25 protein-coding genes and 1 pseudogene are annotated in these 25,949 nt (G+C 33.1%); 4 read left to right on the top strand and 22 right to left on the bottom strand.

Annotated features, from left to right (window positions below):
- Positions 1–17 precede the first annotated feature (17 nt).
- From BMW29_RS07430 to purR, 6 genes are all read right to left on the bottom strand, one after another.
- Positions 18–785, bottom strand: coding sequence for a prepilin peptidase (locus tag BMW29_RS07430; RefSeq protein ID WP_092651974.1), 768 nt, complete (start codon positions 783–785; stop codon positions 18–20).
- A 35-nt stretch (positions 786–820) separates the two neighbouring features.
- Entirely contained in the window at positions 821–2,830 is a 2,010-nt protein-coding gene (locus tag BMW29_RS07425; protein WP_092651972.1) for a KUP/HAK/KT family potassium transporter, read from the bottom strand.
- 241 nt (positions 2,831–3,071) lie between these two features.
- Positions 3,072–4,037, bottom strand: a complete 966-nt coding sequence (locus BMW29_RS07420) for a ribose-phosphate diphosphokinase (RefSeq protein ID WP_092651970.1) — start codon at positions 4,035–4,037, stop codon at positions 3,072–3,074.
- Between the two features lie 102 nt (positions 4,038–4,139).
- Positions 4,140–5,510, bottom strand: coding sequence for a bifunctional UDP-N-acetylglucosamine diphosphorylase/glucosamine-1-phosphate N-acetyltransferase GlmU (gene glmU / locus BMW29_RS07415; protein WP_092651968.1), 1,371 nt, complete (start codon positions 5,508–5,510; stop codon positions 4,140–4,142).
- 166 nt (positions 5,511–5,676) lie between these two features.
- Entirely contained in the window at positions 5,677–5,985 is a 309-nt protein-coding gene (spoVG, locus tag BMW29_RS07410) for a septation regulator SpoVG (protein ID WP_092652132.1), read from the bottom strand.
- A gap of 291 nt (positions 5,986–6,276) precedes the next feature.
- The gene (gene purR / locus BMW29_RS07405) at positions 6,277–7,104 is read right to left on the bottom strand and encodes a pur operon repressor (protein WP_092651966.1); all 828 of its coding nucleotides are present in this window, start codon (positions 7,102–7,104) and stop codon (positions 6,277–6,279) included.
- Between the two features lie 458 nt (positions 7,105–7,562).
- Between purR and BMW29_RS07400 the strand changes: the two genes are divergently transcribed.
- Positions 7,563–8,810, top strand: coding sequence for a MucBP domain-containing protein (locus tag BMW29_RS07400; protein ID WP_092651964.1), 1,248 nt, complete (start codon positions 7,563–7,565; stop codon positions 8,808–8,810).
- Positions 8,811–8,892: 82 nt separating this feature from the next.
- Positions 8,893–9,258, top strand: coding sequence for a hypothetical protein (locus tag BMW29_RS07395; RefSeq protein ID WP_092651962.1), 366 nt, complete (start codon positions 8,893–8,895; stop codon positions 9,256–9,258).
- A 101-nt stretch (positions 9,259–9,359) separates the two neighbouring features.
- Here BMW29_RS07395 and BMW29_RS07390 read toward each other — a convergent pair whose 3' ends face one another.
- The 16 genes from BMW29_RS07390 to BMW29_RS07315 form a co-directional block, all read right to left on the bottom strand.
- Complete coding sequence (locus BMW29_RS07390) at positions 9,360–10,190, bottom strand: metal ABC transporter permease (protein WP_092651960.1); 831 nt, start codon at positions 10,188–10,190, stop codon at positions 9,360–9,362.
- Positions 10,136–10,843: a metal ABC transporter ATP-binding protein gene (locus BMW29_RS07385; protein ID WP_092651958.1), complete on the bottom strand. Its 708-nt coding sequence runs from the start codon at positions 10,841–10,843 to the stop codon at positions 10,136–10,138. The genes BMW29_RS07390 and BMW29_RS07385 overlap by 55 nt, the downstream gene beginning before the upstream one ends.
- Positions 10,844–10,868: 25 nt before the next feature.
- Complete coding sequence (locus BMW29_RS07380) at positions 10,869–11,804, bottom strand: metal ABC transporter substrate-binding protein (RefSeq protein WP_092651956.1); 936 nt, start codon at positions 11,802–11,804, stop codon at positions 10,869–10,871.
- 188 nt (positions 11,805–11,992) lie between these two features.
- The gene (locus BMW29_RS07375) at positions 11,993–12,907 is read right to left on the bottom strand and encodes an LCP family glycopolymer transferase (protein ID WP_092651954.1); all 915 of its coding nucleotides are present in this window, start codon (positions 12,905–12,907) and stop codon (positions 11,993–11,995) included.
- 107 nt (positions 12,908–13,014) lie between these two features.
- Complete coding sequence (gene tagD / locus BMW29_RS07370; protein ID WP_092651952.1) at positions 13,015–13,404, bottom strand: glycerol-3-phosphate cytidylyltransferase; 390 nt, start codon at positions 13,402–13,404, stop codon at positions 13,015–13,017.
- 22 nt (positions 13,405–13,426) lie between these two features.
- Complete coding sequence (locus BMW29_RS07365; protein WP_092651950.1) at positions 13,427–14,887, bottom strand: oligosaccharide flippase family protein; 1,461 nt, start codon at positions 14,885–14,887, stop codon at positions 13,427–13,429.
- A gap of 3 nt (positions 14,888–14,890) precedes the next feature.
- Positions 14,891–16,039, bottom strand: a complete 1,149-nt coding sequence (locus BMW29_RS07360) for a hypothetical protein (protein ID WP_092651948.1) — start codon at positions 16,037–16,039, stop codon at positions 14,891–14,893.
- Positions 16,040–16,047: 8 nt separating this feature from the next.
- Positions 16,048–17,157 (bottom strand): glycosyltransferase, encoded by a 1,110-nt coding sequence (locus tag BMW29_RS07355; protein ID WP_092651946.1) that lies wholly within the window; start codon positions 17,155–17,157, stop codon positions 16,048–16,050.
- Positions 17,154–18,254 carry a glycosyltransferase family 4 protein gene (locus BMW29_RS07350; protein WP_092651944.1) on the bottom strand — a complete coding sequence of 367 codons (1,101 nt, stop codon included), beginning with the start codon at positions 18,252–18,254 and terminating at the stop codon, positions 17,154–17,156. The genes BMW29_RS07355 and BMW29_RS07350 overlap by 4 nt, the downstream gene beginning before the upstream one ends.
- A gap of 10 nt (positions 18,255–18,264) precedes the next feature.
- Positions 18,265–18,996 carry a CDP-alcohol phosphatidyltransferase family protein gene (locus tag BMW29_RS07345; protein WP_092651942.1) on the bottom strand — a complete coding sequence of 244 codons (732 nt, stop codon included), beginning with the start codon at positions 18,994–18,996 and terminating at the stop codon, positions 18,265–18,267.
- Between the two features lie 67 nt (positions 18,997–19,063).
- On the bottom strand, positions 19,064–19,738 hold the full coding sequence (locus BMW29_RS07340; protein WP_177165710.1) for a sugar transferase: 675 nt from the start codon (positions 19,736–19,738) through the stop codon (positions 19,064–19,066).
- Between the two features lie 14 nt (positions 19,739–19,752).
- Complete coding sequence (locus tag BMW29_RS07335) at positions 19,753–20,514, bottom strand: tyrosine-protein phosphatase (protein ID WP_092651938.1); 762 nt, start codon at positions 20,512–20,514, stop codon at positions 19,753–19,755.
- On the bottom strand, positions 20,511–21,230 hold the full coding sequence (locus BMW29_RS07330) for a CpsD/CapB family tyrosine-protein kinase (protein WP_092651936.1): 720 nt from the start codon (positions 21,228–21,230) through the stop codon (positions 20,511–20,513). Before BMW29_RS07330 ends, BMW29_RS07335 begins: the two co-directional genes overlap by 4 nt.
- A gap of 13 nt (positions 21,231–21,243) precedes the next feature.
- Entirely contained in the window at positions 21,244–21,981 is a 738-nt protein-coding gene (locus BMW29_RS07325) for a YveK family protein (RefSeq protein WP_092651934.1), read from the bottom strand.
- Between the two features lie 879 nt (positions 21,982–22,860).
- Positions 22,861–23,712, bottom strand: coding sequence for a 4-(cytidine 5'-diphospho)-2-C-methyl-D-erythritol kinase (ispE, locus tag BMW29_RS07320; RefSeq protein WP_092651932.1), 852 nt, complete (start codon positions 23,710–23,712; stop codon positions 22,861–22,863).
- A 179-nt stretch (positions 23,713–23,891) separates the two neighbouring features.
- Positions 23,892–24,881 (bottom strand): D-2-hydroxyacid dehydrogenase, encoded by a 990-nt coding sequence (locus BMW29_RS07315; RefSeq protein ID WP_092651930.1) that lies wholly within the window; start codon positions 24,879–24,881, stop codon positions 23,892–23,894.
- Positions 24,882–24,994: 113 nt separating this feature from the next.
- On the opposite strand from BMW29_RS07315, the gene BMW29_RS07310 reads away from it, so the two are divergent.
- Positions 24,995–25,579, top strand: coding sequence for an LURP-one-related/scramblase family protein (locus BMW29_RS07310; RefSeq protein ID WP_177165709.1), 585 nt, complete (start codon positions 24,995–24,997; stop codon positions 25,577–25,579).
- Between the two features lie 153 nt (positions 25,580–25,732).
- Positions 25,733–25,949: pseudogene (locus BMW29_RS14070) on the top strand (ISL3 family transposase); the annotation flags it as partial.

Here is a 25,949-nt window from a genome sequence, read left to right as displayed (position 1 = left end):
CTGTGGTTTTTCTCTTGTTATCTTCCATTAAAAAGGAAAAACAAGCAGCTGCCTATGGTAATAAAAGGGACAAACGGAACACCATCCCTTCCCTTATAGAACTTCATATACATAGCAATTGGTAGCGAGCAAAAAACAGCATAACTAAAAATCAGTAGAATAGCTTTCCAACCCAAAACAAACCCTAAACTTCCAAATAACTTAACATCTCCGCCACCCATGCCTTCAGCAGTAACCCAGCTTAAAATAAACAAAGGTACAAAAATAAGCAGACCTCCTTTTATATGGGTTTGAATACCTTGATAATTCAAAAGAACTAAGCACATCAGCCATAGATGCACTTGATTAGGCACAAGCTGGATTTTGATATCGATATAGGCCAATACAGCTAATAGCCCTATCAGAAGAAATTGAAAAAGCAGTAAACGCCAATGATGATTTCCTGTTAGCCATAGAAACGGGGTGAAACTAGCAAAAAACAACTCAAATACAAAAATTTCTTTAGGAATAACCTGCTGACAAGTTCGACAGCGTCCCTTTAAATATAAAAAGCTAAATAAAGGAATGAGCTCATACCACTTCAATACGCTCTGACACTTGTCACAATGACTTCTTCCAGTATAAAAAGACTGTTTCTGCACAATTCTCATTCCACAAACGCCTGCAAAGCTCCCAACAATACTCCCATATAAGCTAAGTATCATCAAAAAAAGCATCTGATCACATCCTTTCATTATTACTGTACGTAAAAATAGAGGATTTATTTTAAATAAAAAAGCAATCATCAGAGAATAAACACTCTCTAACGATTGCTTTCCATTTATTTCATCACACGTGTTAATTTAATATCATGTCTGCTACCAAGAAATAATGGTACATTTTCGACTTCAACATCACTAGTTTCAAGTCCAAACCATTTAGCTGGTGTAACAGTTAACTTCTTAATAAAGAGTTTTGCATGCATAATAAAGGTTTCTGCTGCACTTAATCTTGTTTCAGAAGAAAGTTTTTCTTGAATGATAATATAACGGAAATCACCCATTTTACGTCCTGGTAATGTGGTATAGGTTCTGGATTGAATCTTCACTTCACCAGAGCATAATAAATCTGTGACTATTTGGCGTAAAAAGACATTTAGTTGTTGATCTACTCTAAAACCAAGCTTTAATTGTACTTTAAACATATAATCGGTTCCTAAGGTATCAACCGTATAGTCTGCTGTAAAAGGCTCATCTGTTACAACGACATTAACAAACCAGTAAACATCCGCGCGTTTTGGTCTTTTATCTAAAATAGAATACATGATTTTACGCTCTACTTGTCCATGTTCTGGGCAATTGGTCAGATAAACTAAGTTTGTTGCATATTTCGCTTGATCCTCATCATGCTTCAATTGACTCAATTGCTCTTTATACTCATTAATTTCCACATTTTCTTGGAGACGCATCTTAATATAATAACCACGAATCCAAATATACATAATGAATAAAATCGCTAAGGCAATAAAGACTGCCACAAAACCACCATGCATAAATTTCACAACACTGGCAATAAAGAATGAGCCTTCAAATGCTGCAAAAAAGGCCGTAATTAAGACTGCTATGATAATGGATACTTTACGTTTCAATAAATAATTAAAGAGTAAAATAGTGGTCATTAGCATAGTTACAGTAATAGACAAGCCATACGCTGCTTCCATATGCTCTGAATTCTTAAAGTATAGAACAACCCCAATACAGACAGCCCATAAGGTTGTATTGACTGCCGGAATATATAATTGCCCTTTTGAAGACGATGGATAGCGAATATGCAAGCGTGGCAATAGGTTTAATTTAATCGCCTCAGACACCAATGTATAGGACCCTGTAATTAACGCTTGAGAAGCAATAATAGCAGCCATTGTCGCAAGAATGACACCAAATAACAAGAATTGACTTGGCATAATTTGGAAAAATGGATTTAATGAATCTACTGGATACAATTCAGGTGTCTCTTTTGCTTTCAATAGCCAAGCAGCTTGGCCAAAATAATTTAAAACTAAGCTGATTTTTACAAATGGCCATGTCCAATAAATATTTTTTCGACCAACATGTCCTAAGTCTGAATACAGTGCTTCTGCTCCTGTTGTTGCCAGAAACGCACCGCCTAAAATGAAAAAGCCTAATTTATTTTCATCACTGAATAAGAGCTGAATGGCATAATGCGGAGATAAGGCACGTAAAATACTAAAATCTCCCATTAAATTAATAATGCCAAACAAAGCGAGCATTGAAAACCAAAGTAACATAATTGGACCAAAAATTTTCCCAACACTTTCTGTTCCAAAACGTTGGAATAAAAACAACGTACTAATAATGGTAATGACAAGCACAATAATGATATGTTGATTATTCCCAAATAAATCATTGAAATGTGGCAGAATCTTCAATCCTTCAATAGCTGAGGTTACCGTTACTGCTGGCGTTAACATCCCATCAGCTAATAACGCTGCACCACCAATCATAGCGGGCACAATTAACCACTTTGCTCTTCTTCGTACTAATGTATAAAGAGAGAAAATCCCACCTTCACCATTATTATCTGCATGAAGTGTGATCAATACATATTTAACCGAAGTCAAAATCGTCACTGTCCAAAAAATCAGCGATACTGCTCCTAACACAAAGTTTTCAGAAATATGTGCCAAGCCACCATTGCCTTGAACCATCGCTTTCATTACATACAGTGGTGATGTGCCAATATCACCATAAACAATTCCCAACGTGATAAACATACCTGCTATCGATAGTTTATGAATACCATGTTGACTTTTTTTCAGTTTCAATTTCATCGCTTCCTTCAGTTAGATTCTCTATATAAAATGCTATTCTCACAACATTGATATTTAATCAAAATTTAAACATCATCCAACCTATTCTAACTCTTTTTATATAAAATTCAATAGGAAAAAATGAAAAAGTAAAAATTTCTTTTTCCACTTTCTTTTTGATTGTCAAAAATCTGTCATATTTCCAGTTAAAAAAAGGAAGCGCTCTACCTTTTTCAGGCTTAGCACTTCCTTTGATTCCCTCTTAATTTTCGAATAACGGACTAACAGATTTATTTTCGTGGATACGTTTGATCGCATCTCCCATTAAATCGCCAACAGTTACTTCAACAATTTTCGGACATTTTCTTTCTTCTGGTAAATAAATTGAATCTGTTACAACTAATTCTTTGATTGGTGATGCTTCGATACGCTCTAACGCTGGACCAGATAAAACAGGGTGTGTACAACATGCATAAACAGCTGTTGCGCCCGCTTCTTCTAATGCTTTAGCAGCTAGTGTAATGGTACCTGCAGTATCAATTAAATCATCAATTAAGATACATTTCTTGCCTTCAACATTTCCAATGATATTCATGACTTCAGCCACATTCGCTTTTGGTCTGCGTTTATCAATAATCGCAATTGGCGCTTTTAAATATTCCGCCATTTTTCTAGCGCGTGTTACACCACCATGATCTGGTGAAACAACAACAACATCATCAGAATGAGCAATGCCTTTTTCTAAGAAATAGTCTGCTAATAAAGGTGCACCCATTAAATGATCAACAGGGATATCAAAGAATCCTTGAATTTGGGCAGCGTGTAAGTCTAGTGTCAGAATTCTTGTTGCGCCAGCAGCTACAAGCATATTGGCAACAAGTTTAGATGTGATTGGCTCGCGAGATCTTGCTTTACGATCCTGTCTTGCATAACCGTAATAAGGAATAACTAAGTTGATTGTTTTCGCACTTGCACGTCTTAATGCATCAATCATAATTAACATTTCCATTAAATTATCATTTACTGGATTTGATGTTGATTGAACAATATAAACATGTGCCCCACGAATACTTTCTTCAATGTTAATACGAATTTCTCCATCGCTGAATTGATCCACAGCCAATTTCCCTAATTCTACTCCCACTGCTTTAGCAATTTTTTCTGCTAAAGGCTTGTTAGAGTTTAATGCAAAAATCTTTAACTTTGGATCAAAATAATGTTCTGACATAATGTCCTCCACTTTCTCTATATTAGAATTTTTATACCCTACACATAAGATACTAAGAAATATTACGGAATAAAGCAAGCAATATTAGAAAAATGATAGAATTTATTTTTTCTTTTGCTCTTTTAAATACCCTACTTTATTTTCTTGACGACTTCTAGCAATCGCAAGTGAATCTTCTGGTACATCTTGAGTAATTGTAGAACCCGCTGCAATGACTGCGTTTTTCTCAATAATCAGTGGTGCCACAAGATTGGCATTGCTTCCAATGAAAGCATAATCTCCGACAATCGTTTTGAATTTATTTTGGCCATCATAATTAACAAAAATAGTACCACAACCAATATTGATATGCTCACCTAACTCCGCATCACCAATATAAGTTAAATGCCCCGCTTTTGTTCCTTTACCAACTGTCGCATTTTTGACTTCAACAAAGTTACCAATATGCGCAGCTTCTTCAATTACACTATTTGGACGTAGGTGGCTATATGGTCCAATTGTCGCAGCTTCAGCAACTGTTGAGTGCTCAATGTTTGAACTCACTACTTGAGCATTATCTGCAATTTTACTTTCGATGATTTCTGAATGTGCGCCAATCAAGCAATCTGCGCCAATTTCTGTTTTCCCTTTTAAAACAACCCCTGCTTCAATCACTGTGTCTGAACCAATTTTTACATCACGGTCAATATAAGTGGTTTCTGGATCGATTAATGTCACACCATTTTTCATATGCTCATGATTAATTCTAAGACGCATTAATTTAGCCGCTTCAGCCAAAGCAATGCGATCATTTACGCCTAATGCTTCTTCAAAATCCTTCATACGATAAGCTGCAACAATTTGTGCTTTCGCTTTTAAAATTTCAATCACATCTGGTAAATAATATTCACCCTGTGCATTGTTATTACCAACTTGTGCTAAAGCTTCAAATAGCATTTTGTTATCAAAGCAATAGGTTCCTGTGTTAATTTCTTGTACACGAGCCTCTTCTTTAGTTGCATCTTTTTGCTCAACAATTTTCTCAACAATTCCTAGTTCATTACGAATGACACGACCATAGCCTGTTGGATCTTCAGCAAAAGCTGTTAAAATAGTAGCCTGTGCGCCTTTTTCTTGATGGTATTCAACAAGATTATTTAAGGTATCTGCCGTTAATAAAGGTGTATCACCACACACAACCAAAGTGATTCCTTCTTTATTTGCTAATAAATCTTTTGCTTGTAAAACAGCATGTCCAGTTCCTAATTGCTCTGTTTGAGTCGCATAAGAAGAACGACTACCCAAATGTGCTTTTACTTGTTCAGCACCATGACCTACAATTGTGACAATTTCTGTTGGTTGAATTTTTTCAATTTGGTCTACTACATGTTCCACCATTGGTTTACCTGCAACTGGATGTAACACTTTGTATAATTTTGATTTCATTCTTGAACCTTGACCTGCTGCTAAAATAACGGCATATCGATTACTCATAAGGTTAATGCTCCTCACTTTATCTAATTTATTGTTTATTCTAAACAATTTCAACCCCTTTATAATACCTCAAACTGTATGTAACTTCAAGAAAGGTCTAGGTCTTAAATAAAGAAAACAAGGTATTTTTTGCATGAAAAAAGGACCCTAAAAGGATCCTGTCTAATTATTCTGCATCTTCGTTAGGTGTCTCTTCAGCATCAGTAACTGCTGGTATTGCATCTTCTGCTTCTTCATAAGCAGCTAAAACAGCGTCTTGAACTTTCGTTCTCATTGTCATATTGATTGGATGTGCGATATCACGGAACTCTCCATCATTCCCACGTTTACTTGGCATTGCTACGAATAAACCAGTATTTCCTTCAATGACACGAATGTCGTGAACGACAAATTCTCCATCTAAAGTAATAGAAGCAATTGCTTTCATACGACCTTCAATGTCGACTTTTCTTAATCTTACGTCTGTTACGTCCATTTGTTTTTCTCTCCCTTGTTTCGTGCCTGCCCGAATCATCAGTTGACCAGGTAAGAACTTTATTAGCTCCCCAGCATAAATTATACTATACTAGTTTTTTTCCATTTTTCAACAAAAATTGCGAAATTTTAAGAAAATCAAAAATATTCAGCTGAGTTTTTCCAATAGCACTGTAGATTCACTTCATATTGTACACGATATTCACCATAAAGTGTTAATGTTTTCAACTATTTTTCACAAACAAAAATGGTTTATCCACTAGTCAACTTTTGAATTTCATCTATTATCTAATTATTTATTCAATTTGTCAAAATAATTACCTGGACTGACATGAATCCGCTTGTCCCTAACATCCACATCATCTACACATAAAAGTGAAGTATAATCTTCCACCATACGTTCTCCTGAGAATTTTGTTTCTGCAAATACTGTAATACCGACAAGCTCTGCTTCAAATTCGTCAATTAAGCTGCGCATACCATTAACAGTTCCGCCGCCTTTCATGAAGTCATCCACAATCAGTACTCTAGAGCCTTGCTTTAAACTGCGTTTTGATAATTCCATTTTCTCAACACGCTCTGATGAACCAGATACATAGTTGATACTTACAGTTGAGCCTTCAGTAATCTTAGAGTCTCTTCTCACAATCACAAAAGGTACATTTAGATAACTGGCAACCGCTTGGGCAATTGGCACGCCTTTTGTCGCCACAGTCATCACTGCATCTATTTCTTTGTCTAGATATTGCGTCGCAATAATTTTACCTGTTGTTTTAAGAATCGCTGGATTTCCTAATAAATCAGATAAATAAACATAGCCACCAGGTAATAAACGATCCTGCTCAGAAAGACGATCACACATTTCTTCAATAAATGCTTTAGCATCTTCTTTATTCGTTTTAGGAATAAACATGACACCTCCAGCAGCACCAGAGACTGTTTCTAGTGTACCAATCCCTCTATCACTAAAAGTCTTTTTAATAATGGTCAAATCTTCACTAATGGAAGATTTCGCTGAATCATACCGATTCGCAAATAAAGTTAGAGAAACCAACGTATGTGGCTTTTCTAACAGATAGCAAGTCATATCAATTAAACGCTCACTTCTTCTTACTTTCATAGGCTATAACCTCTCTATTATTTATTTAATGTTCATTATTTTAGTTCTTTTCAACATTATATCGTTTTATAGAAGAAAAAGGTAGCTTTTTTTTATTAAAAACAGATTAACGTTCGTTTTTTAAGATGTTTTTAATAAAAGTAAAAAGCGAACCTTCGTAAATTAGTTAAAAAGTCACATTTTTTTCATAAAAAGATCTCTTATAGAAAAAAATGCCTAACATCATCATAAAAAAATACCTTTCATAGTTGACCTCGACTTTTCATTGTTATATTATTACTTAGAAAGCTTAAAATCTATTAATAAGTATAGGTTTTCCTATACAGAAAAGCAGTCAAACAATTAGACAAGTTAACCAAACAAAAGGTTAGTTCAGCTCACCTTTTTAGTATTCAAATTAAACACATTTTTGTCAGTCAGTCTTTCACGAATAAACCAGAAAATAGGAGTTGTTTATAATGAGTCAATTAAATAAGAAACAATTAAGTTTCTTTGCATTAAATTGCTTTTTGATTATGCTTTTTGTTCTTACAAAACCAAGCTTTGCCGAGGAAATAAATCCCTCTGTAAAATCATCACTTTCCCCACTTACATATACCATTAAAAGAGAGCAGGAAAAATTTGTTTTAAATGAGGTATCTGTGCAAACAAGTTTTGGAACTGTTGCTTCTATTACCATTACCATGCCTGCTGGGATGACATTGAATCTCACTGCACCAACTGGTTGGACAACCTTTAACAATCCAACTGATGCTACAATCAATTATTTACTAACAGAGAATAATACTCCTGCCAATGTACAAGCGGTCTTAGAGCAAGCGAGTTTTTCAATTAATGATGAGAAAAAAACACAAGGAAAAATTTCTATTTCTCTTAGTACAGAAGAAATTTCCTCTTGGAAAGATCCTCAAGGAATCACTCACTATTATAAATTTGTACCAGCTTACACCAGTTGGCTTGATGCCTACAATGCTGCAAAAAAAATAACTTATAAAGGATTAACAGGATATCTTGCTACAATCACTAGCGAGGTGGAGCATGACTATATTTATAATTCTATTGCAAAAAACCCCGGCTGGCTAGGTGGAACCAGAATGTTTCATAAGGACAGAACACCCATTATTGACCAAGACTCAATTTCAAATATAGAAGATGACTATAATTACGGAATGGACAATTGGTATTGGGCAAATGGACCCGAAGCAGGTAAAATTTTTTTCATTGGTAAAAAAAGAGCTCTAGGCGGTTATGTTCCAGAGGGTGTCTACGACGGATGGGCTCTTGCTACTCCTGAACCAAACAATAGTATTTATGGTGCTGGCGGAAACGGAGAGTATGTACTCCAATTTGCTTTAAGAGGCTCTAAATTTTGGAATGATTTAGCAAATACCAATCCAGATCCTGATTTTATCCAAGGTTATTTTGTCGAATTCAGTTCTTATGACTCACAATTAGAAATAGAAGAAAATTCTTATAGTGCCAATGTTCCTCAACTGGTAAAAGTGCAATTTCTTGACCAAGATACAAATGAGTTATTAGCTACTGAAGAAATACTACAGAACACTTTCTCAATCGATTCTACTTATGATGCCACTTACCTTATGAAAACATTTAAAGACTATGATTTAGTGAACATGCCTACAAACGTAACTGGTACACATCAACACACATCAACACACACCAATCACAGTTGTTTACTTCTATAAAAAACAGTACATCACACTTCATATTCAACAAGTGGTCTTAAATCATAATGAGCAGACGATTCTTCCCGGCAAAGGGTATACCATGATTAAAAATGTTGATGCACAAAAGCCAGAAGATGTGACTACTGTGTATGAAACAGCAAATGTTTTTGCTAGTTCAGTAGTTAATGATTCCAATACATATACTACTTCTGCTTTGTATAAGAATAATGCCGGAAAATACTTTCAGATAAATACCATTGTTCCAGAATACTACCAATATATGGGGCATATCCTAACTGATTCAGCTATTCCTCACACTGCTTCACAAATGCAAATAGGTGTTCCTGTTATTGATAAAACAGCAAAGAATGAGTATTGGATAACACTCTATCTACAGCCTACTACTACTTCACCTAAGCCATATAGTTGGGCTTATATTCAAGCAATCTTTAATAAAATTAAGTAAAACAGCTGAACCTAATAAAAAAATTTCTTAGTCGCATTCAGAAAAATGAACGCACTAAGAAATTTTTTATTTTGGCAGAGATTTCTCCCTGCTTATTTCATTTAAACTGCTTTTCTTGCTTTCGCTATTTTTTTACCAATTGCTAAAACAGCCCCACTTACCACAAAGAATACAACAAAAACCATTGTGATTGTCGCTCCTGGTGGTGTACCCCACTCATAGGACACTGTTAAGCCCCCTAGCATACCGATTAAACCGATAATGACACCTATGACCATCACTAAGGAAAAACTCTTAGAAAGGCGCATAGAAATCGCTGCTGGCAATACCATAATCGCTGAAACAAGCAACGCACCAGCAATTGGCATAATCACCGCAATCGTCACACCAGTAATCACATTAAATGCAAGAGAAATTAGTTTGACAGGTAGACCTGCTGTATGTGCTGTATCCTCATCAAATGTCACAACATACATTGGACGTCTAAAGAAGGTAAACAAGAGCAGCACTACTAAAAAGAGCGCAAATAATACACGCACCTGACCAGCAGTAATGGTTACAATTGAGCCAAATAAATATTGCTGCACATTTTGTCCCATACCGCCTGGTTTTAAGCTCATTAAAATCAGTGCTAATGATAAACCAGCTGACATTAAAATCGCAATTGAAACCTCTGAATAAGTGCTATATAAGCTACGCATATATTCTATAATCAAAGCAGCAATCACTACCACAACTAACGTCATAATCGTCGGATTCACATTGATCAGGAACCCTAACGCTACCCCCACTAAAGAAACATGAGAAAGTGTATCTGCCATCAAAGATTGACGTCTTAACACTAAAAACAACCCTAGAATAGGTGCAATCACAGCGATTAAGATTGAGGCTTGGAAGGCATATTGCATGAAGTCATGGCGAAGCATCTCCATGGTGAATCCTCCTTCCGTACTAGCTGAATGTGTCTATCAGCATAGTTTTTAATATCTTCATGATCATGGGTTACCATCAGAATACCTTTCCCATGAACTTGACTATTATGTTTTAACAAACTGTAGAAATCGTTTCTGGATTTAAAATCCATTCCAGTTGTAGGCTCATCTAACACTAACAAATCAGGGTCTGTTGCAAAAACTCTGGCAATGCAGACACGTTGTTTTTGTCCACCAGATAACTCCCCTATTTTTTTATGACGCATTTCCCACATACCAACAGATTTAAGTGCCCGTTCCACATGTTCATGATCTGCTGCATCTAACCGTTTAAACCATTTGCCACATTGAAAACGACCTGAACGAACCAACTCTAAAACGGTACTTGGAAAACCAGCATTAAAAGAAGCGATTTGCTGAGGAATATAACCAATACTTAGTTTTTCCCCCGCTACATTTTTTTTAGAAATCGTTGCACTGCCTTTTAATGGTTTGAGTAAGCCTAAAACATTTCTTAGTAAAGTTGTTTTAGCCGCACCGTTTTCTCCTGTTAGCATCACAAACTCACCTGGTGCAACAGTAAAAGAAATATTATCTAGAACTGTTTCGCCTTCATATTCAAAGGTAAGATTGTTAACTTCTATATACTGCATGATGACAGCACCCCCTTTTTATTGATTAATGAATTGATTTTTGAAGCGCCTTTAAGTTCTTTTCCATCGAAGAAATATAATCCATTCCCTGGTCTTGATCCTCTTTGGTGATCCCCTCGATTGGATTTAACACTTCTAATTCAACACCAGTTTCATTTGCTAATGTTTTAGCAATTTTAGGTGAAGCAATCTCTTCAAAGTATATCACATGAATTTGATGTTCTTTCACAAAATCACTCAGCTCAGCCAATCTTGCTGGACTAGGTTCTTGGTCTGGAGAAACACCTGAAATTGCCACTTGTTCTAACTGATATCTTTTGGCCAAATAAGAAAAGGCTGCATGCTGGGTTACAAAAGTTCTATTTTTAGCATCTTTTAAAGCTGAAGAAAATTGTTCATCTAAAGCCACTAATTTTCCAGTATAATCCGTCGCATTTTTTTCATAGCTTTCTTGATTCTTTTCATCCGCTTCAATTAATCCTGTTTTGATATTCTCCACTTGTTTTTGCGCATTTACTGGATCCAACCAAATATGAGGATCATATTCATGATTGTGGTCATGCCCCTCATGATCATCATGGTCGTCCTCTTCTGTGCCTTCTAGCACAGCAATCCCTTTACTTGCATCAATCACAACTGTTTTTTTCTGATCAATATTTTCAAGAACATTAGGTATCCAAGTTTCTAACGCTTCACTATTATAAACAAAAACATCCGCTTCAAGAATTTTGGCAATATCTTTTGCACTAGGTTCGTAATCATGAGGCTCGGTCCCCGCTGGCATCAACATTGTCACTTCACCCTTATCACCTACAACATTTTTGGTAAAATCATACATTGGATAAAAAGTCGTCACTACCTCAACACCTGTCTTCTTCTCTGTTTTGTTAGAAGTACTACATCCTGCTATTGTTACTAATACTATTAGCAATAAAGCCATTAAACCTGTTATTTTTTTCATGCTTTTCCCCTCCTTTTTTCAAACGTAATGATTACGATTGGTTCAGAAAATAATAAACTCCCAATCCCTTTAGGAGTAAAACGTAACAATTACTATTTGCAAGAGATAGCTTACCATGAGATGAATTAGTGGTCAAGAAAAAAATGAAAACTATCTCTACAACTGATAGCTTTCATCCTTCATTATGACTACTGTTCTAATTGTTCTTTTAATTGTTTCGTTATCTTCGTTAGCTCTTCTGGTGAAACAATTTGATAAGAAATGCCATCAATCATTTGCCCTGTTCCTTGCATTTGTACCTGTTCAATATTCTTAACAGCGCCTTTGTATTTCCCTTGAATATCAACCATATCATCAAAGGTAAGATTCGTTTTCAAATTATTTTCCAAAGAATTCAAAATTCCTTGATAATTTGTAATTGTTGAAAAAGTAGCAGCTTTTTTTACAACAGCTTCAATAATCTGTCTTTGTCTGCCTTGACGACCATAATCACCTTTTGGATCATCATAACGCATTCTTGCGTATTTAGAAGCCAATTCTCCAGTTAAGTGCTGTGTACCAACCTCAAAATGAGCATTTTCATAAGTAAAATCTAAATCATTCTTAACATCTACACCTCCAACAGCATCAACAATTTCTTTAATTCCTTTTAGATCAACTTGAACATAATAATCAATAGGAATATCTAATAATTTCTGAATTGTATTAATGGTCATTGATGCTCCACCAAATGCATACGCATGATTAATTTTGTCAGTAGTTCCATGCCCTACAATTTCTGTATACGTATCACGAGGAATACTCAAAATTTTAGTTGTATTTGTATCTGGATTAACCGTTAATACCATAAGAGAATCTGAGCGTCCTTGTTCAGTACGCCCCATATCTCCAGTATCAATCCCAAGTAAAAGTATCGAAAAAGCATGTCCTTTATCAACATCTACGGGTTCTTCACGAACTTCTTCTTTTTCTACTTTTTTATATATTTTAGCAGTTGTTTCTTTAACATCACTGAACACTTTATATGCATAAACACCTACTCCTAAAAGAACGAAAGTTAGTATAGATGTAGTCCATATGATTATTTTTTTTCCTTTTGACATTTTTTTCTTCCTACCATTCTTTATACTCATAAAACGAATTCCCCCTACATTTTTATGTTTTTCTAATTAGACTACATAACCTATTGGCTTTATTATTTATTTCTTTTCTAAAGCTGTTTCAGTTCTTCCTTTATTTTTGTTGTGGATATGCCATCTGTTCTATTCAAATAAATTACTTCACATATCGTATCCAGCTCATCAAATTCCCCTTCCCAATCATTTCCCATTACCAAAGTATCAATCCCATATTCTAAAATATCAGTCTTTTTTTGTGCCCAATCATTTTCTTGAATTACCTCATCAACACAAGTTAAGGCTTCTAACACAAATTTTCTATCTTCCCATGAAGTGTATGCTTTTTTACCTTTAATTGTATTAAATTCATCTGTCGATAATGCAACTATAAGATAGTCACCAATATTTTTCGCTCGTTGTAACAATCTTACATGGCCTTTATGTAATAAATCAAAGGTACCATAAGTAATTACTTTTTTCATGAAAATACCACTCCTAAAAAATTTACTTAAATACTTTCTTACTTTTTTGTATCATGTTTAAAAACATTGTAATAATATGCGCTCTCAGTACAATTAAAACAAATCCATAAACTAATATACCTAATAAAGCTTGTATAAGTGTTGCTCCTATATGCGCTGACATTGTTGTTGTTACAAAATTCACAAAAATGAACATAATAATAGATGCAATGATATATTTTATCGTTTCTGAAGAAATAATTTGCTTTAAGATTTTTTTAGCATAGAACATTTGAACTAACACCACCGAAAATTCAGCAATTACTAGAGAGATTGCTGCGCCCACTGCATTTAAATCCAGTATAAAAACAAAAATAATATTAAAAATGATATCAACTACCGCACCAGTAACCACAGAAATAGTATATTCTTTATTCATTCTACTCGGGATCATGTACTGTACACCAATTACATTATTTACTGCAATAAAGAGAACAATAACAGAAATTATTGGCATTAGTAGTTCAACTTGTTGATAACCATCTCCAAAAAACCAAGGAACAAATTTAGGTGGTATAAGGATTAAACCTGCCATTAATGGAATACTAAAGAAAAGAACAAAATCCAAAGATTTCTTCAAATATTCCAATACTTTTTTTGTATTACCAGCCGCAATTTCTTTTGACATTCTTGGGAGCATTACTGTTCCAAGAGAAGTTAAAAGTGTTAATGCAATTCTAGTAACTTTGTAAGCACCATCATAATAAGCTACATCTGCTGAACCAGAATGATATCCTAACAAAATTTTGTCCATAATATTAAAAACTTGAATAGCTATTTGAGGAATGAATAATAACAACATCCCTTTAAAATGATTATTAAAAGATTTCCGAATAGATATCTCTTTCAATAAAACAGTAAATTTCACTTTTACCAAATAACCTTTTAACGACAACCACATTACTAGTTGTCCAATTAACGTGGATATCGCAATGATAAATGCATATAAATATACATCATTTTCATTTTTAACAAAGAGGAACATCAAAATTGTTCCAATAATCTTCACAAAAGTATTACGTATAACCACACCACCAAATTTTTCTAAACCTAAGAAGAACCAAGAAATATCAAAAAATGCAGAAATAATATAAATTGATTGAATAAACATTAAACTACTATTGTAATTTAAAAAAAGAACGAATACAGCATACAATACAAAAGCTAATAAACATGTAAGCATTTGAAGGATATATATTTCAAAAAATTTTTTACTCACTTTTTCTTTTTCATTATTTGATGAAGCTATTTCTCTATTCCCATAATAATTAACACCTAACATACCAAATAAAACAAAGTACTGTACAATTGATTGTGTATAAGTGTTCAGACCTGTTCCACTTGGCCCAAGAACTCTTGATATATAAGGAATTGTAACTATTGGTAGAATAATCGAAAGTAACTGATAAGAGGTATTATAGAGATAATTTTTTAGTACCTTCATTTTCTAATTCACCCCTTTCTTAGGCTCTACCAAAAGAAGCATTGGTAAAAAACAAACAAAGACATTATAAGGGTAAATCTCAAAAAGAGAGTAAACTAAACACACAAAAAGAAAGATAACTTCTCTATACAAACTATTTCTATACAAACTTCGAATCTTTAAACTCATCCCAACAACTAGAAGTACAAATACAATCACACCATACTGCAACAAAATCCTAATATAGGCTGAATCTAATACATATGTCATCTGAAACCTGATTTTAGACGCGATTTCAGTCGAAATAATTTCAATTGGATAACCTAAAAAACTAATCCCATATTCTTTATAAAAATAATTTGACAATCGAACTCTTCCAGATAGCACATTATCTAAAAATGGATAAAACCATGAATTAAGATGATAATTAACGGCCCAATACAAACTAAAAGCCGGGAATATATAAGGTACATATTGTGTTACTCTGCTCAAAAATCGAAGCTTGAGCAATTCATGAAAACTTAATAAAAATAATAATATGATAACACTCATATATGAAGATCTTGAGTAACAAAATTGATAAATCACATAATTTAAAATAAAAATAATTAAATATAAAAACAAATTTTTTATTTTTGTAAATCGGTGAATATACAGAAATTCAAAACTAAGACTCATCGCTACTAATCCCAAAGAGTTTGGGTGAGAAAATATAAAATTCTCTCTAAAAATACTTCCATCTCTAAAATACATAATCTCATTTTGCAGATTCAATTGCTTTGTTATAAAAAAAACAATTATACACAAAATAAGTTTTGTGTAAAAAGAAGTTTTTACAATTGACTCTATATTTTGCGGTTTTAGCCCTAATAGAAATAACAAAGAAAAAAACAATCTAGGATCAACCCATTTTTGATAATTTCCTTTTGCATATAAAGTAGCAACGACCAAAATTGCCAGCAGCGTTCCAAAATAGAATAGCTGAGACTTTTTTATTTTTTTTATGAATAAAAAAGATGAGATTAAGAGCAGTATTCCAACTAATAATAAATAGTCAACACTTTTCAAATAATTACCTAACATTGTTAATTTTAAAAAATAATAAGTGACGAACGTTATATATGCTCCAAAAAAAAGGATATTATATATTTTTAACTGCTTATCATCTACCATTTCACACCTCATAAATTTATGTAAAAATCATTTAATCGCATGGATACTTCGTTTGAAGAATATCCTTTCTCTCTTAACAAGCCATGTTGATTTTTTCTTTCAGTATCATCTGTTACTAATACCTGTATTTTTTTTGCCCACTCTTTCGCACTTAACGCTAAACTTAATGTCTGAATTTTAGGTGAACAGAGTGCTTCTTCTGCAATAATATCCGAAACTAAACAAGGTAAACCTGTCGCTTGAGCTTCTATCAACACTATTCCCAACCCTTCAAAAATTGATGGAAATAACAGTACATCCATGGCTTCCATGATTTTATTTACATCTTTTCTTATCCCTAAAAATAATACATTTTTTTCAAGATTCAAATTCTTTACTTTTTCTTTTATCTTTTCTTCATCAGGCCCCATTCCAACTAACATTAGAATACTTGACTGATTATATTGATGAAACTCGTAAAAAACTTCAATAATGAATTCATGATTCTTTTGGTATTCAAACCTACCAACATGTCCAATCACAATTTGATGTCGCAAATTAAATGAAGCTCTTATACGTTCTCTTTCTTGCTCTATAAACGCAAACCGTTCTATCTCAATTCCATTATTAATCACTTCAACTTTATCGTTTTTTATTGCCTTCTTTGAAAAAAAGAAACGGCCTGCATTCATTGAACAAGCAAAGAAATAATCTCCCACACGAGATACACATTTCTTCCCTACTTTATGAAAAAAATGCTTAAATTTTCCTGTTTTCAAATTATAAGTGTTATGAGCATGCACAATAATATTTTCTATTCTAAATAATTTAGCCATTATAATTGGTAAAAAATTATGTAATGATTCGTTGTGAAAATGAATAGCCTTATATTTCTTATGATTTCTCTTCAAAAACGAATACCAATCAAGGTAATGTTTTAATGGACCTTTTTTTAGTGGCCGAATATAAAAAAGTCCCCATTTTTTACTCTTGATATACTCTTCATAATCAGTCAAGCCAATTGTATTTACAAAATCAAAATTCAACTCTTCGGTTTCAATCTTAGAATAATTAGTTATGATAAATTCAGTGATACCTCCGCCTCTTCTCATACCACCAACTATTAATATTTTTCTCATTTTGATTCCTCTTTCTTCAACATTTGGAAATATAGGGTTTCAATATCTTTTGCCATTTTTTTTATTGTATATTTTTCTTTAAAAATAGATTTCCCAATCAACCCCATATCAAAAAGCTCATCTTTAGATAAATTTTCTAAAATTGCTCTTAAAGAATTTAAATTATCCAAATCGAATACATAACCATACTGTTTATTTACAAAATCTGGTAAAGCACCCCGATTGCTGACAATAATAGGTTTTGCATTTTTCATCGCTTCAATTGCTACTAAACCAAAACCTTCCCATCTAGAAGGAATAATGACTGCATCTATTTTTTCATAATAATAATCAATACTTTCATGCACAACTTTCCCAATTAACGTAACATTTTTAGGAACCTTTACTTCATATTTATCTAGCACATTCTCTCCAATAATATATAAATGTACGCTATTATCTTCATATGTAGAAAAAAAATCTATCAGTAAATCCAACCCTTTTTGTTTATCAAATCTACCAACAAATAATAAATTCTTTTTTTTAGTATCGAATGGGTTTATTTCAATAGATGCCCCTAACTTATTTTCCTCTTCTGCAATCCCATTACTTATAGTTATCATTTTAGTAGCATTCAATCCTTTTTCTTTCGCCATTAAATCTTCATATTCAGATATATTAATCATATAATCTGTTCTAATTGAAAGTATTTTCTCAATTAGAATATATACTCTCTTTTTCAAATATCCTGTATCCATTAAAAATGACCAGCCATGTGAGCAATAAACTATTGGATGCTTCTTTCTTCTAAAAAAATAACCTATCCGAATCATTAAACCTGCAAAAGTACCATGAACATGGATAATATCTGGCTTAATTTTATTTATCCAGTGGTTAAAAAGGAAAATATTCTTAATAATATAAGTAATTTTCCTTTGATATTTATAATATTGTATCTCAATCTTATTATTATTTGAATAAATAGTATCGCTTTTAAAGTGACTTAATAATATGACAATATGATTAATTGCTTCCGAATTCGATTGAATTTTTATGAGCTCATTTATATAAGTATTAGTACCACCACTAACATACTCTCCTATATGGAGTACTTTCATTTAATCCCCCCTAGTTATTATAAGTCAAATTCAAATGCCATAATGTTTTGCATATGGAAAAGATAGCAACTGCAGTATGGAATAAAAAGTAAAAAATAAGATACATATCCATATAGCCAACAACAAAAAATATTAATAATAATGGATTACACAAACCTGCCATTCCACCTATATTTAATCCTATTTTATATTTCCAAGAATAATCAATTCTAGAAGTAATACCTGATTTAAAATTAGGAAACATTCCTTTAGCTTTATGCTCAATCAATCTAGGTAAAATTGATGCAATAGATGCTAATGCACCGATAAATATGTATAGCCATTTTTGCTCTGCAAATATATGGACTGATTGAGTCAAATAAATAGATGTTCCTATGCATAAATATAAAAAAGAAACATATACATACCCACTAACTGCATCCATTAATTCACCAAATACACTTGCTTTCTTAGTCACCCTAGCAATATTCCCATCCACACAATCTAACACAATCCACAAATTAATAAATAAAATACCAGTTATAATAATACTCGTTTGATTAAACAGTATTAAAAATGAACCAAAGAACCCCACAAATATCGAAAGTAGCGTCGCCTTAGTTGGTGTACATTTCATTTTCAATAAAATCCATGTGATATAAAATGAAGCAGGCCTTACAAAATAGTACACCCAGATATCCATTTTATCGATTTTAATTTTTTCTTCTGGAATACTATTTTTTATATCTGTCAATGAATACATACGTTCCACCTTTTTCTTTCATAATCGTAATAACAATTATTGTACTATTTTTGATAAATTAACTAGATTAGTAAGTTCCTTTCTTCGTGAGAACACAAACGAAGGTCAAACAAATAATTTTTAAATCTAAATATAATGATGCATGTTCTATGTAATATAACTCAATATCTACTCTTTCTGGATAACCAACGTCGCTTCTTCCTGAGACTTGCCAATAACCAGTGATACCTGGTTTAACTGAGGTAAACGCATTTACTTGGTAACCGTACTCGTTTAATTCTTCTTTAACTACTGGTCTAGGACCAACTAAACTCATTTCTCCTTTTAACACATTAATAAATTGTGGTAACTCATCTAAACTTGTTTTTCTAATAAAATTACCAAATTTGGTCATACGTGGATCCTCATGAGGCTCTAACTTATAACTATTTTTAATATATTTTTGATAAAGCACTTCATTTTTTTTAAGTTTTTCCTCAGCCCCAACAACCATTGATCTAAATTTATAAATGTTAAATATTTTACCATTTTTCCCAATTCTTTGTTGTTTAAATATTGGTGCTCCCTTATTCTCTCCAAACAAATAAAATAATACAATGATTAAGTAAACAGGTGAAAATAAAATTAAACCTATAACAGCAGCAAAAATATCTATTACTCTTTTAAAGAAATGAAAAAAAAAATTGTTCTGTTTAGGAACCACCAATATTTTTTTATTACTCTCCTCTTTTAATTGAAACAAACAACCACTCCCTTCTAAAATAACTTAAATTTTTTTCTAACCTTCAACAATTCTCTTGATGCAGGCGCATCTCCATTAATAAAATCTTTGGTATTTTGTTGAAATTCTTTTACTATTCCAATACCAAACTCTTTTTCAAGTTTTTCGTAAGCCTCTTTCACACAAAATTTTCTAGTGCTTATATTATGCGCATCAGATGCAATGATATGGATTGAATTTGCATCTAATAACTGCTTACTAAATTTTTGGATTTTCTTACCAAAATGACCTAAATAACTACCAGCTGTCAATTGTGCATATGCACCTTTTTCAATGAATTGAAAAAATATGTCTGGCTTATTATAGAAAACATGATTTCGCTCTGGATGAACAATAATAGGGGTGATATTTCGTTTCCCCAGCTCAAAAAATAAATTTTCAGTTGCATTGGGTATACTCATTGTCGGAAATTCAATCAATAAATACTGACAATCTTCATCCACAAATTGAACTTCATCATTATCAATATAATCAAGTAATTCGGAGGTTAATCTTAATTCTTGTCCTGGAAATAAATTCAGTGGAATAGCATTCATATCTAAAATTGTTTGAAAAGCCTGCATCGCCTCAATAATTTCTTTTTTCTTATTGATATATTGTCCATTTCGATGATGCGGTGTCACTAAAATATGCTCGATCCCTTCAGAAACAGCCATCTTTGCCATCGCAATGGCTGCTTCCAAGTCTTTTGGTCCATCATCAATTCCTGGTAAAATATGACAATGTAAATCAATCATTTTTGGTCTCCTTCTAAACCATAGTATTTATAGGCTGTATCAGAAGTTTTTTCTACACCGTTAAAAACAGTTCCCACAACATTTGCATTGACAATTGTTAATAACTGCTTTGCCTTTAATACTGCTTCTTTATTAGCAATCCCACTTCGAACAACAACAATCGTCCCATCTGTTTTTGAAGCCATAATTTGTGCATCTGTTACAGTAACAATTGGCGGCATATCAAAAATAATTAAATCAAACGAACTGGCTAACATTTCAATAGTAAAATTCATCTTATTTGAGTCTAGTAGCTCGGATGGATTAGGTGGAATCGGGCCACTTGTTAAAATAGACAGATTTTCATCTACTGTTTCTTTGATGACATTTTCTAAATTCATTTCTTTTTCTGTTAATAAAGTTGTTAAGCCTTCATTATTAGGTACTTTAAAGGTTTTATGTACGGTTGGTTTTCGCATATCTGCATCCACCAGTAAAACTTTTTTTCCTTGCTTCGCAAAGACAACGGCTACATTGGCAGACACTGTTGATTTCCCTTCTCCTGGACCAGCAGAAGTAAATACCAATGTTTTGAGTTCTCGATCAATCATTGAAAATTGAATATTTGTTCGGATTGTTCGAATTTGTTCTGTAATAACGGAACTAGGTTTTGTCAATGTAATTAAACTTGTTCCTTGTTTTTGCTGTTTCGTATTTTTTCGTTTCTTATTAAACATTGTTAGCTCCTTTTTAAACACGTTTTCGTGAATTTCTTGCAACCTGAGAAACTGGCTGAGGAACGGATACACGTAATTCACTTTCAGTCATCGTTGTAATCGATCCTAAGCTGGTCCAGCCCAAGGTCTCTTTAATAAATTGTTCATCACGCACTGTTTTATCCATAAATTCTAGTAGAAAAGCAATCCCTATACCTATGAGCAAACCAACTACGGCACCAATTGCAACATTTAAGCTACTTTTTGGTGAAACTTGTTTTGTTTTAGGGACAGCCTCTGATATGACCGTTACATTTTCAATGCTCATAATATCGCCTATTTTCTCTTGGAAAACTGTTGCAATTGTATTGGCCATATCAGCTGCTACATATGGATTATCATCCAGAACCTTAATTGAGAATACTTGCGAATTCTGTTCAGTAAGCACTTCAATTTTTTTCGATAACTGATCGGTTGTAATATCTGTTCCTAATCGTTCTCTTGCACCATTTAAAATCACTGGACCTTTAATGATTGACTTATACGTATTAATCATTTGAATATCCGCCTGCACATCATTCCATTGTGCATTGACACTGTCTTCCTTTGCACGATTGACTAGTATTTGGGTTGTTGCTTGATATTTTGGTGTAATCAAAAATACTGTGACTAAGGTCGCGGTAACTATCCCGACTAGTAAACACACTCCTATTAATAGAAATCTTTTTCTTAACACTTTCAAAGTCTCTGTTATACTAACTGTTTCTTCCATTTTTTCCTCCTAAAAATTAATAACAATAATCTGTACCTCTTTACCCAATTCTATAAACACAAAAAAATAGATTTATCTCTTCATTTAAAACCAACATCTTGTTTTACAGTTTTTTTGTATAATACGATAAAAAAATATTTTCTCAAACAGAAAATCAAGGTTTAAATAAGAAATAGGCGCTAAACATAAAACTTATCAAAACATTGATAAATAAAGGTTTACGCACAGAAATCTACTATCTTTTTAACAACAGCGCAAAAAACAGTTGTTTTTTTCACGCCTAAATACTAATCATTTTTAATGTATATAAAAAGGGATTCTAAAACGCTTAATGTTGTTTAAACAACGTTAGTCGTTTTTTTATTTACTCCTATGCCAAAATTGAAAAAAACAACTGTTTTTTTCATTCCTGAACCTCATAGTAATATACAAAACGAATGAACATAAAAAATGCTTACCAAAAAGATTTTTTATATTCGAATCAAGCTTTATATATGTTTCCCCTTATCTTACTTAATATATACTACTGCTCTAAAAAGCTTATTGCAAGGTGTTTTTTGATCTGAAAACCGCCTGAAAAACCGTTAAAAAGGCCCTTTCAATATCTCTTAATAACATAAGACGAAAATAACCCCCTCTACAAAACAACCTCCTTTATTCCGTTAAAAGTATTCTTAAATACAAAATATCTATAAAAACATAACAGGATTAGAAATAAAACCCCCTAAAAAATAAGAAAGTATATAAAGAGAACAAAAAGGCGTTTTTTAACAAAATAAAAAGAAAGAACCGTTGTTATTTTTTAATAAAAAATAACAACGGTTCTTTCATCTGTAAATATTATGACTTTTTTTTGAACTTTAGCATTTTCTTAAACAATTATTTAAGCGATCTAACCAAATAAACCTCATCACAAAATCCCTTTAACCCATTATAAACTCTTTGGGCTCTCGAATATTTCTCACATAAACAAAAAACAGTTGGCCCACTTCCACTCATCAAAGCAGCATCTGCACCAAATTGCATCATTTTTAGTTTAATCCGGTCAATATCAGGATGTCTTGCAATTGTTACTTGCTCTAGTACATTCCCTAGGCAACTGACCATTCCAGCATAAGACTGTGCTTCAATTGCTTGAATCATTCCCGATGTATCTGGATGTTCAATTTTATTAAAAGAAAGCGCACCAAAAACAGAAGCTGTTGAAACACCTGCTCTAGGCTTCACTAACACAACCCAACATTGAGGAATATCAGCGATTTGCTTGATACATTCACCACGTCCAGTAACAAAAGCCGTTCCACCATAAATACAATAAGGAACATCTGAACCAACCTGTGCACCAATTTCAGCTAACTCTTCCAAACTTAACGCTAAATCCCAAAGCTCATTTAAACCTCTTAGCGTAGCAGCTGCATCCGTACTTCCACCTGCTAGACCAGCTGATATTGGAATATTTTTTTCAATAAATATTTCCACACCTTGTGTAATTTGAAACTGATTTTTTAATAATTTGGCAGCTTGGTAGACATGATTTCTTTTATCTAACGGCAGCATCCCAGTACTAGCTTTTAATACAATTTTATCTTCATCTATTTTTCTTATTCGGATCCTGTCAGATAAATCAATTGTTGTCATCACCATCTCAAGTTCATGATAACCATCTTCTCGTTTATAAAGTGCATCTAAACTTAAATTGATTTTAGCTGGCGCCTTCACATTGACTTCCATCTTTTTCCACCTATTCATCAGAGCCAGTTGCTCCTAAATTTCATAATTTATAGTAACTTACTTTCTGCTGTTTGAAAAGCCTATTTTACATTTTCAATGTATTTCATCACTAATTTCTCATCTTCCGTTACACTTAAAAAATAGGCTTAGCGATTCATCTAAGCCTACATTCATCCGGTTCAATAAATTTCGTTACGACTACTGCCTGTTTCAAGGACTTCTTTAACACTATCTAAAGAAATATCTACCATATTATTCACAGCGGTTTCGGTATAAAAAGCAACATGAGGTGTTACAATCACATCATCACGATGAAGCAATTCTTGTAAGATTGGATCTGTAATTTTTTTACCACTCCAGTCTTTCCCAAAATAATCTGCTTCATTTTCATAAGTATCTAATGCGGCACCAGCAATTTTTCCATTGTCTAAGCCTGCAATTAAATCTGCTGTCTGAATCAAACTACCTCTTGCAGTATTGACGATATACACGCCATTTTTCATTTGCGCAATGCTGTCTTGACAAATTAAATGATGGTTTTCTGCTGTTGCAGGTGCATGCAAGGTAATGATATCAGCTACTGCATATAGTTCGGATAAGTTATCTACATAAGTTACGTATGGTTTTAAGGCTTCATTAGGATATAAATCATATGCGACAATTTTACTACCAAACCCTCGATAAATATCAATCGCACTTTTACCAATTCTACCAGTCCCAATCACACCTACAGTCAGCTGATTTAATTCTTTTGAAATGAAGCCATTCCAACGAAAATCTTGTGCTTGAACATTTTTGGCAAAAGCAGGTGTTTCACGAATCAATTGCAACGCTTGCTGAACAGAAAACTCTGCAATGGCACTTGAAGAATAAGCAGGTACATTGGTTACTTTCAGTCCTGTAGCTTTTGCTTTTGCGACATCAATACCATCAAATCCTGCAGACCGAATCGCTAATTGAGGAATCCCATAGGCCATCAATGCTGTATAAACTTCAGGGTCATATTCGCTTGTCTGTAAGGCACAAACACCATCGTAATCTTGTGCATCTTTAACTGTTTCAGGGGTCAAATCTTTTTGATTCATATCTACTGTTACCTGGTTTTTGGCTGCCCATGCTTTGACATATTCCGCTTCGTCTGCACGAACATTATAAGCTAATATTTTCATTTGATTGCCTTCTTCCTATTTATCACTATATCTAACTGTAACATAATATCCTTCTATATACCTAGTGAAATTCCTCGGAATTTGTGGTACATTTGTCCTAAGAGGTGATGTGCATGCTACATCTATATATTAAGCAAAAAAATATATCCATGCGTGATCGAATGATTGTCAAAGATGAGCATGGTAACGATTTGTACTTAATGGTTGGCAAATGGGGGCGTTTAGGTGACGGTCTACTCATTTATGCAATGAATGGTGACTTAATCGCTGAAATGAAACAAACACTTCTTTCGATTTTTCCAACTTTCGAGGTAAAAATTGCTAAAAAAAAGATTGCTGAAATTTCAAAATATCCTGGTATGAACGGACCTTTCTTTAAAGTTTCCAAATTGAACTGGCTTGTAACTGGGGACTTTCTTAATCATGACTATCAAGTAACACGTCATAAATCCCCCATTATGAGCATGAGCAAAGCTTATCTAGTCTGGGGAGATTTATACGCCTTATCAATTAATGAACCTCAGAATGCCCTAATGTGTCTTTGTATCGCAGCTGTGGTTGATCATTTGCTTCTCAAAAAAGATAAAGGTTCTGGAATGCCTCCTATTAATATTCCTATATTAAATAGAAAAAGACTCAGTTTAACACATCTTAAATTAATTCAATTAAAAGAACAAGAGAAGAATCTAACAAGATAATATTAAACTTAGAAAATAAGGGCACTATAATTTATGGGACTGATAGAAATTATTCTATTGGTCCCAGTTTTTTTATAAAAAAACAAGAAGACATACAAAATTTCCGTTAGAATAGAGTCACCACAACAATATCTAGTAAAGGAAGGTTTTTGTATGTCCACTATCAATTCTATCAAACAACTTCTTGGAGTGAAAGATAAAAATATTCATATTCTTAGTTGTCAGGAAGATTTCTATAAAGGAAAGAAAATTATTCTTGCCAAAGGTGTCTTAACGAGAACCTTTAGCCGCTGTCCTTTATGCAAATCATCAAGTCATTCTATCGTTAAAAACGGAAAAAAAGCATCTATGATTCTCTTAAATCAATGTG

The sequence above is a fragment of the Isobaculum melis genome (assembly GCF_900111355.1).
GTDB lineage: Bacteria > Bacillota > Bacilli > Lactobacillales > Carnobacteriaceae > Isobaculum > Isobaculum melis.
Note: the sequence above shows the minus strand (reverse complement) of the source record. Positions and strands in the feature narration are given on the sequence as shown.

Excerpts from the sequence above, each read along its gene's own strand:
- BMW29_RS07430 (WP_092651974.1), bottom strand. The coding sequence starts at position 785 with ATGATTGCTTTTTTATTTAAAATAAATCCTCTATTTTTACGTACAGTA.
- BMW29_RS07425 (WP_092651972.1), bottom strand. The coding sequence starts at position 2,830 with ATGAAATTGAAACTGAAAAAAAGTCAACATGGTATTCATAAACTATCG.
- BMW29_RS07420 (WP_092651970.1), bottom strand. The coding sequence starts at position 4,037 with ATGTCAGAACATTATTTTGATCCAAAGTTAAAGATTTTTGCATTAAAC.
- glmU (WP_092651968.1), bottom strand. The coding sequence starts at position 5,510 with ATGAGTAATCGATATGCCGTTATTTTAGCAGCAGGTCAAGGTTCAAGA.
- spoVG (WP_092652132.1), bottom strand. The coding sequence starts at position 5,985 with ATGGACGTAACAGACGTAAGATTAAGAAAAGTCGACATTGAAGGTCGT.
- purR (WP_092651966.1), bottom strand. The coding sequence starts at position 7,104 with ATGAAAGTAAGAAGAAGTGAGCGTTTAATTGATATGACTTGCTATCTG.
- BMW29_RS07400 (WP_092651964.1), top strand. The coding sequence starts at position 7,563 with ATGAGTCAATTAAATAAGAAACAATTAAGTTTCTTTGCATTAAATTGC.
- BMW29_RS07395 (WP_092651962.1), top strand. The coding sequence starts at position 8,893 with ATGATTAAAAATGTTGATGCACAAAAGCCAGAAGATGTGACTACTGTG.
- BMW29_RS07390 (WP_092651960.1), bottom strand. The coding sequence starts at position 10,190 with ATGGAGATGCTTCGCCATGACTTCATGCAATATGCCTTCCAAGCCTCA.
- BMW29_RS07385 (WP_092651958.1), bottom strand. The coding sequence starts at position 10,843 with ATGCAGTATATAGAAGTTAACAATCTTACCTTTGAATATGAAGGCGAA.
- BMW29_RS07380 (WP_092651956.1), bottom strand. The coding sequence starts at position 11,804 with ATGAAAAAAATAACAGGTTTAATGGCTTTATTGCTAATAGTATTAGTA.
- BMW29_RS07375 (WP_092651954.1), bottom strand. The coding sequence starts at position 12,907 with ATGTCAAAAGGAAAAAAAATAATCATATGGACTACATCTATACTAACT.
- tagD (WP_092651952.1), bottom strand. The coding sequence starts at position 13,404 with ATGAAAAAAGTAATTACTTATGGTACCTTTGATTTATTACATAAAGGC.
- BMW29_RS07365 (WP_092651950.1), bottom strand. The coding sequence starts at position 14,887 with ATGAAGGTACTAAAAAATTATCTCTATAATACCTCTTATCAGTTACTT.
- BMW29_RS07360 (WP_092651948.1), bottom strand. The coding sequence starts at position 16,039 with ATGGTAGATGATAAGCAGTTAAAAATATATAATATCCTTTTTTTTGGA.
- BMW29_RS07355 (WP_092651946.1), bottom strand. The coding sequence starts at position 17,157 with ATGAGAAAAATATTAATAGTTGGTGGTATGAGAAGAGGCGGAGGTATC.
- BMW29_RS07350 (WP_092651944.1), bottom strand. The coding sequence starts at position 18,254 with ATGAAAGTACTCCATATAGGAGAGTATGTTAGTGGTGGTACTAATACT.
- BMW29_RS07345 (WP_092651942.1), bottom strand. The coding sequence starts at position 18,996 with ATGTATTCATTGACAGATATAAAAAATAGTATTCCAGAAGAAAAAATT.
- BMW29_RS07335 (WP_092651938.1), bottom strand. The coding sequence starts at position 20,514 with ATGATTGATTTACATTGTCATATTTTACCAGGAATTGATGATGGACCA.
- BMW29_RS07330 (WP_092651936.1), bottom strand. The coding sequence starts at position 21,230 with ATGTTTAATAAGAAACGAAAAAATACGAAACAGCAAAAACAAGGAACA.
- BMW29_RS07325 (WP_092651934.1), bottom strand. The coding sequence starts at position 21,981 with ATGGAAGAAACAGTTAGTATAACAGAGACTTTGAAAGTGTTAAGAAAA.
- ispE (WP_092651932.1), bottom strand. The coding sequence starts at position 23,712 with ATGGAAGTCAATGTGAAGGCGCCAGCTAAAATCAATTTAAGTTTAGAT.
- BMW29_RS07315 (WP_092651930.1), bottom strand. The coding sequence starts at position 24,881 with ATGAAAATATTAGCTTATAATGTTCGTGCAGACGAAGCGGAATATGTC.
- BMW29_RS07310 (WP_177165709.1), top strand. The coding sequence starts at position 24,995 with ATGCTACATCTATATATTAAGCAAAAAAATATATCCATGCGTGATCGA.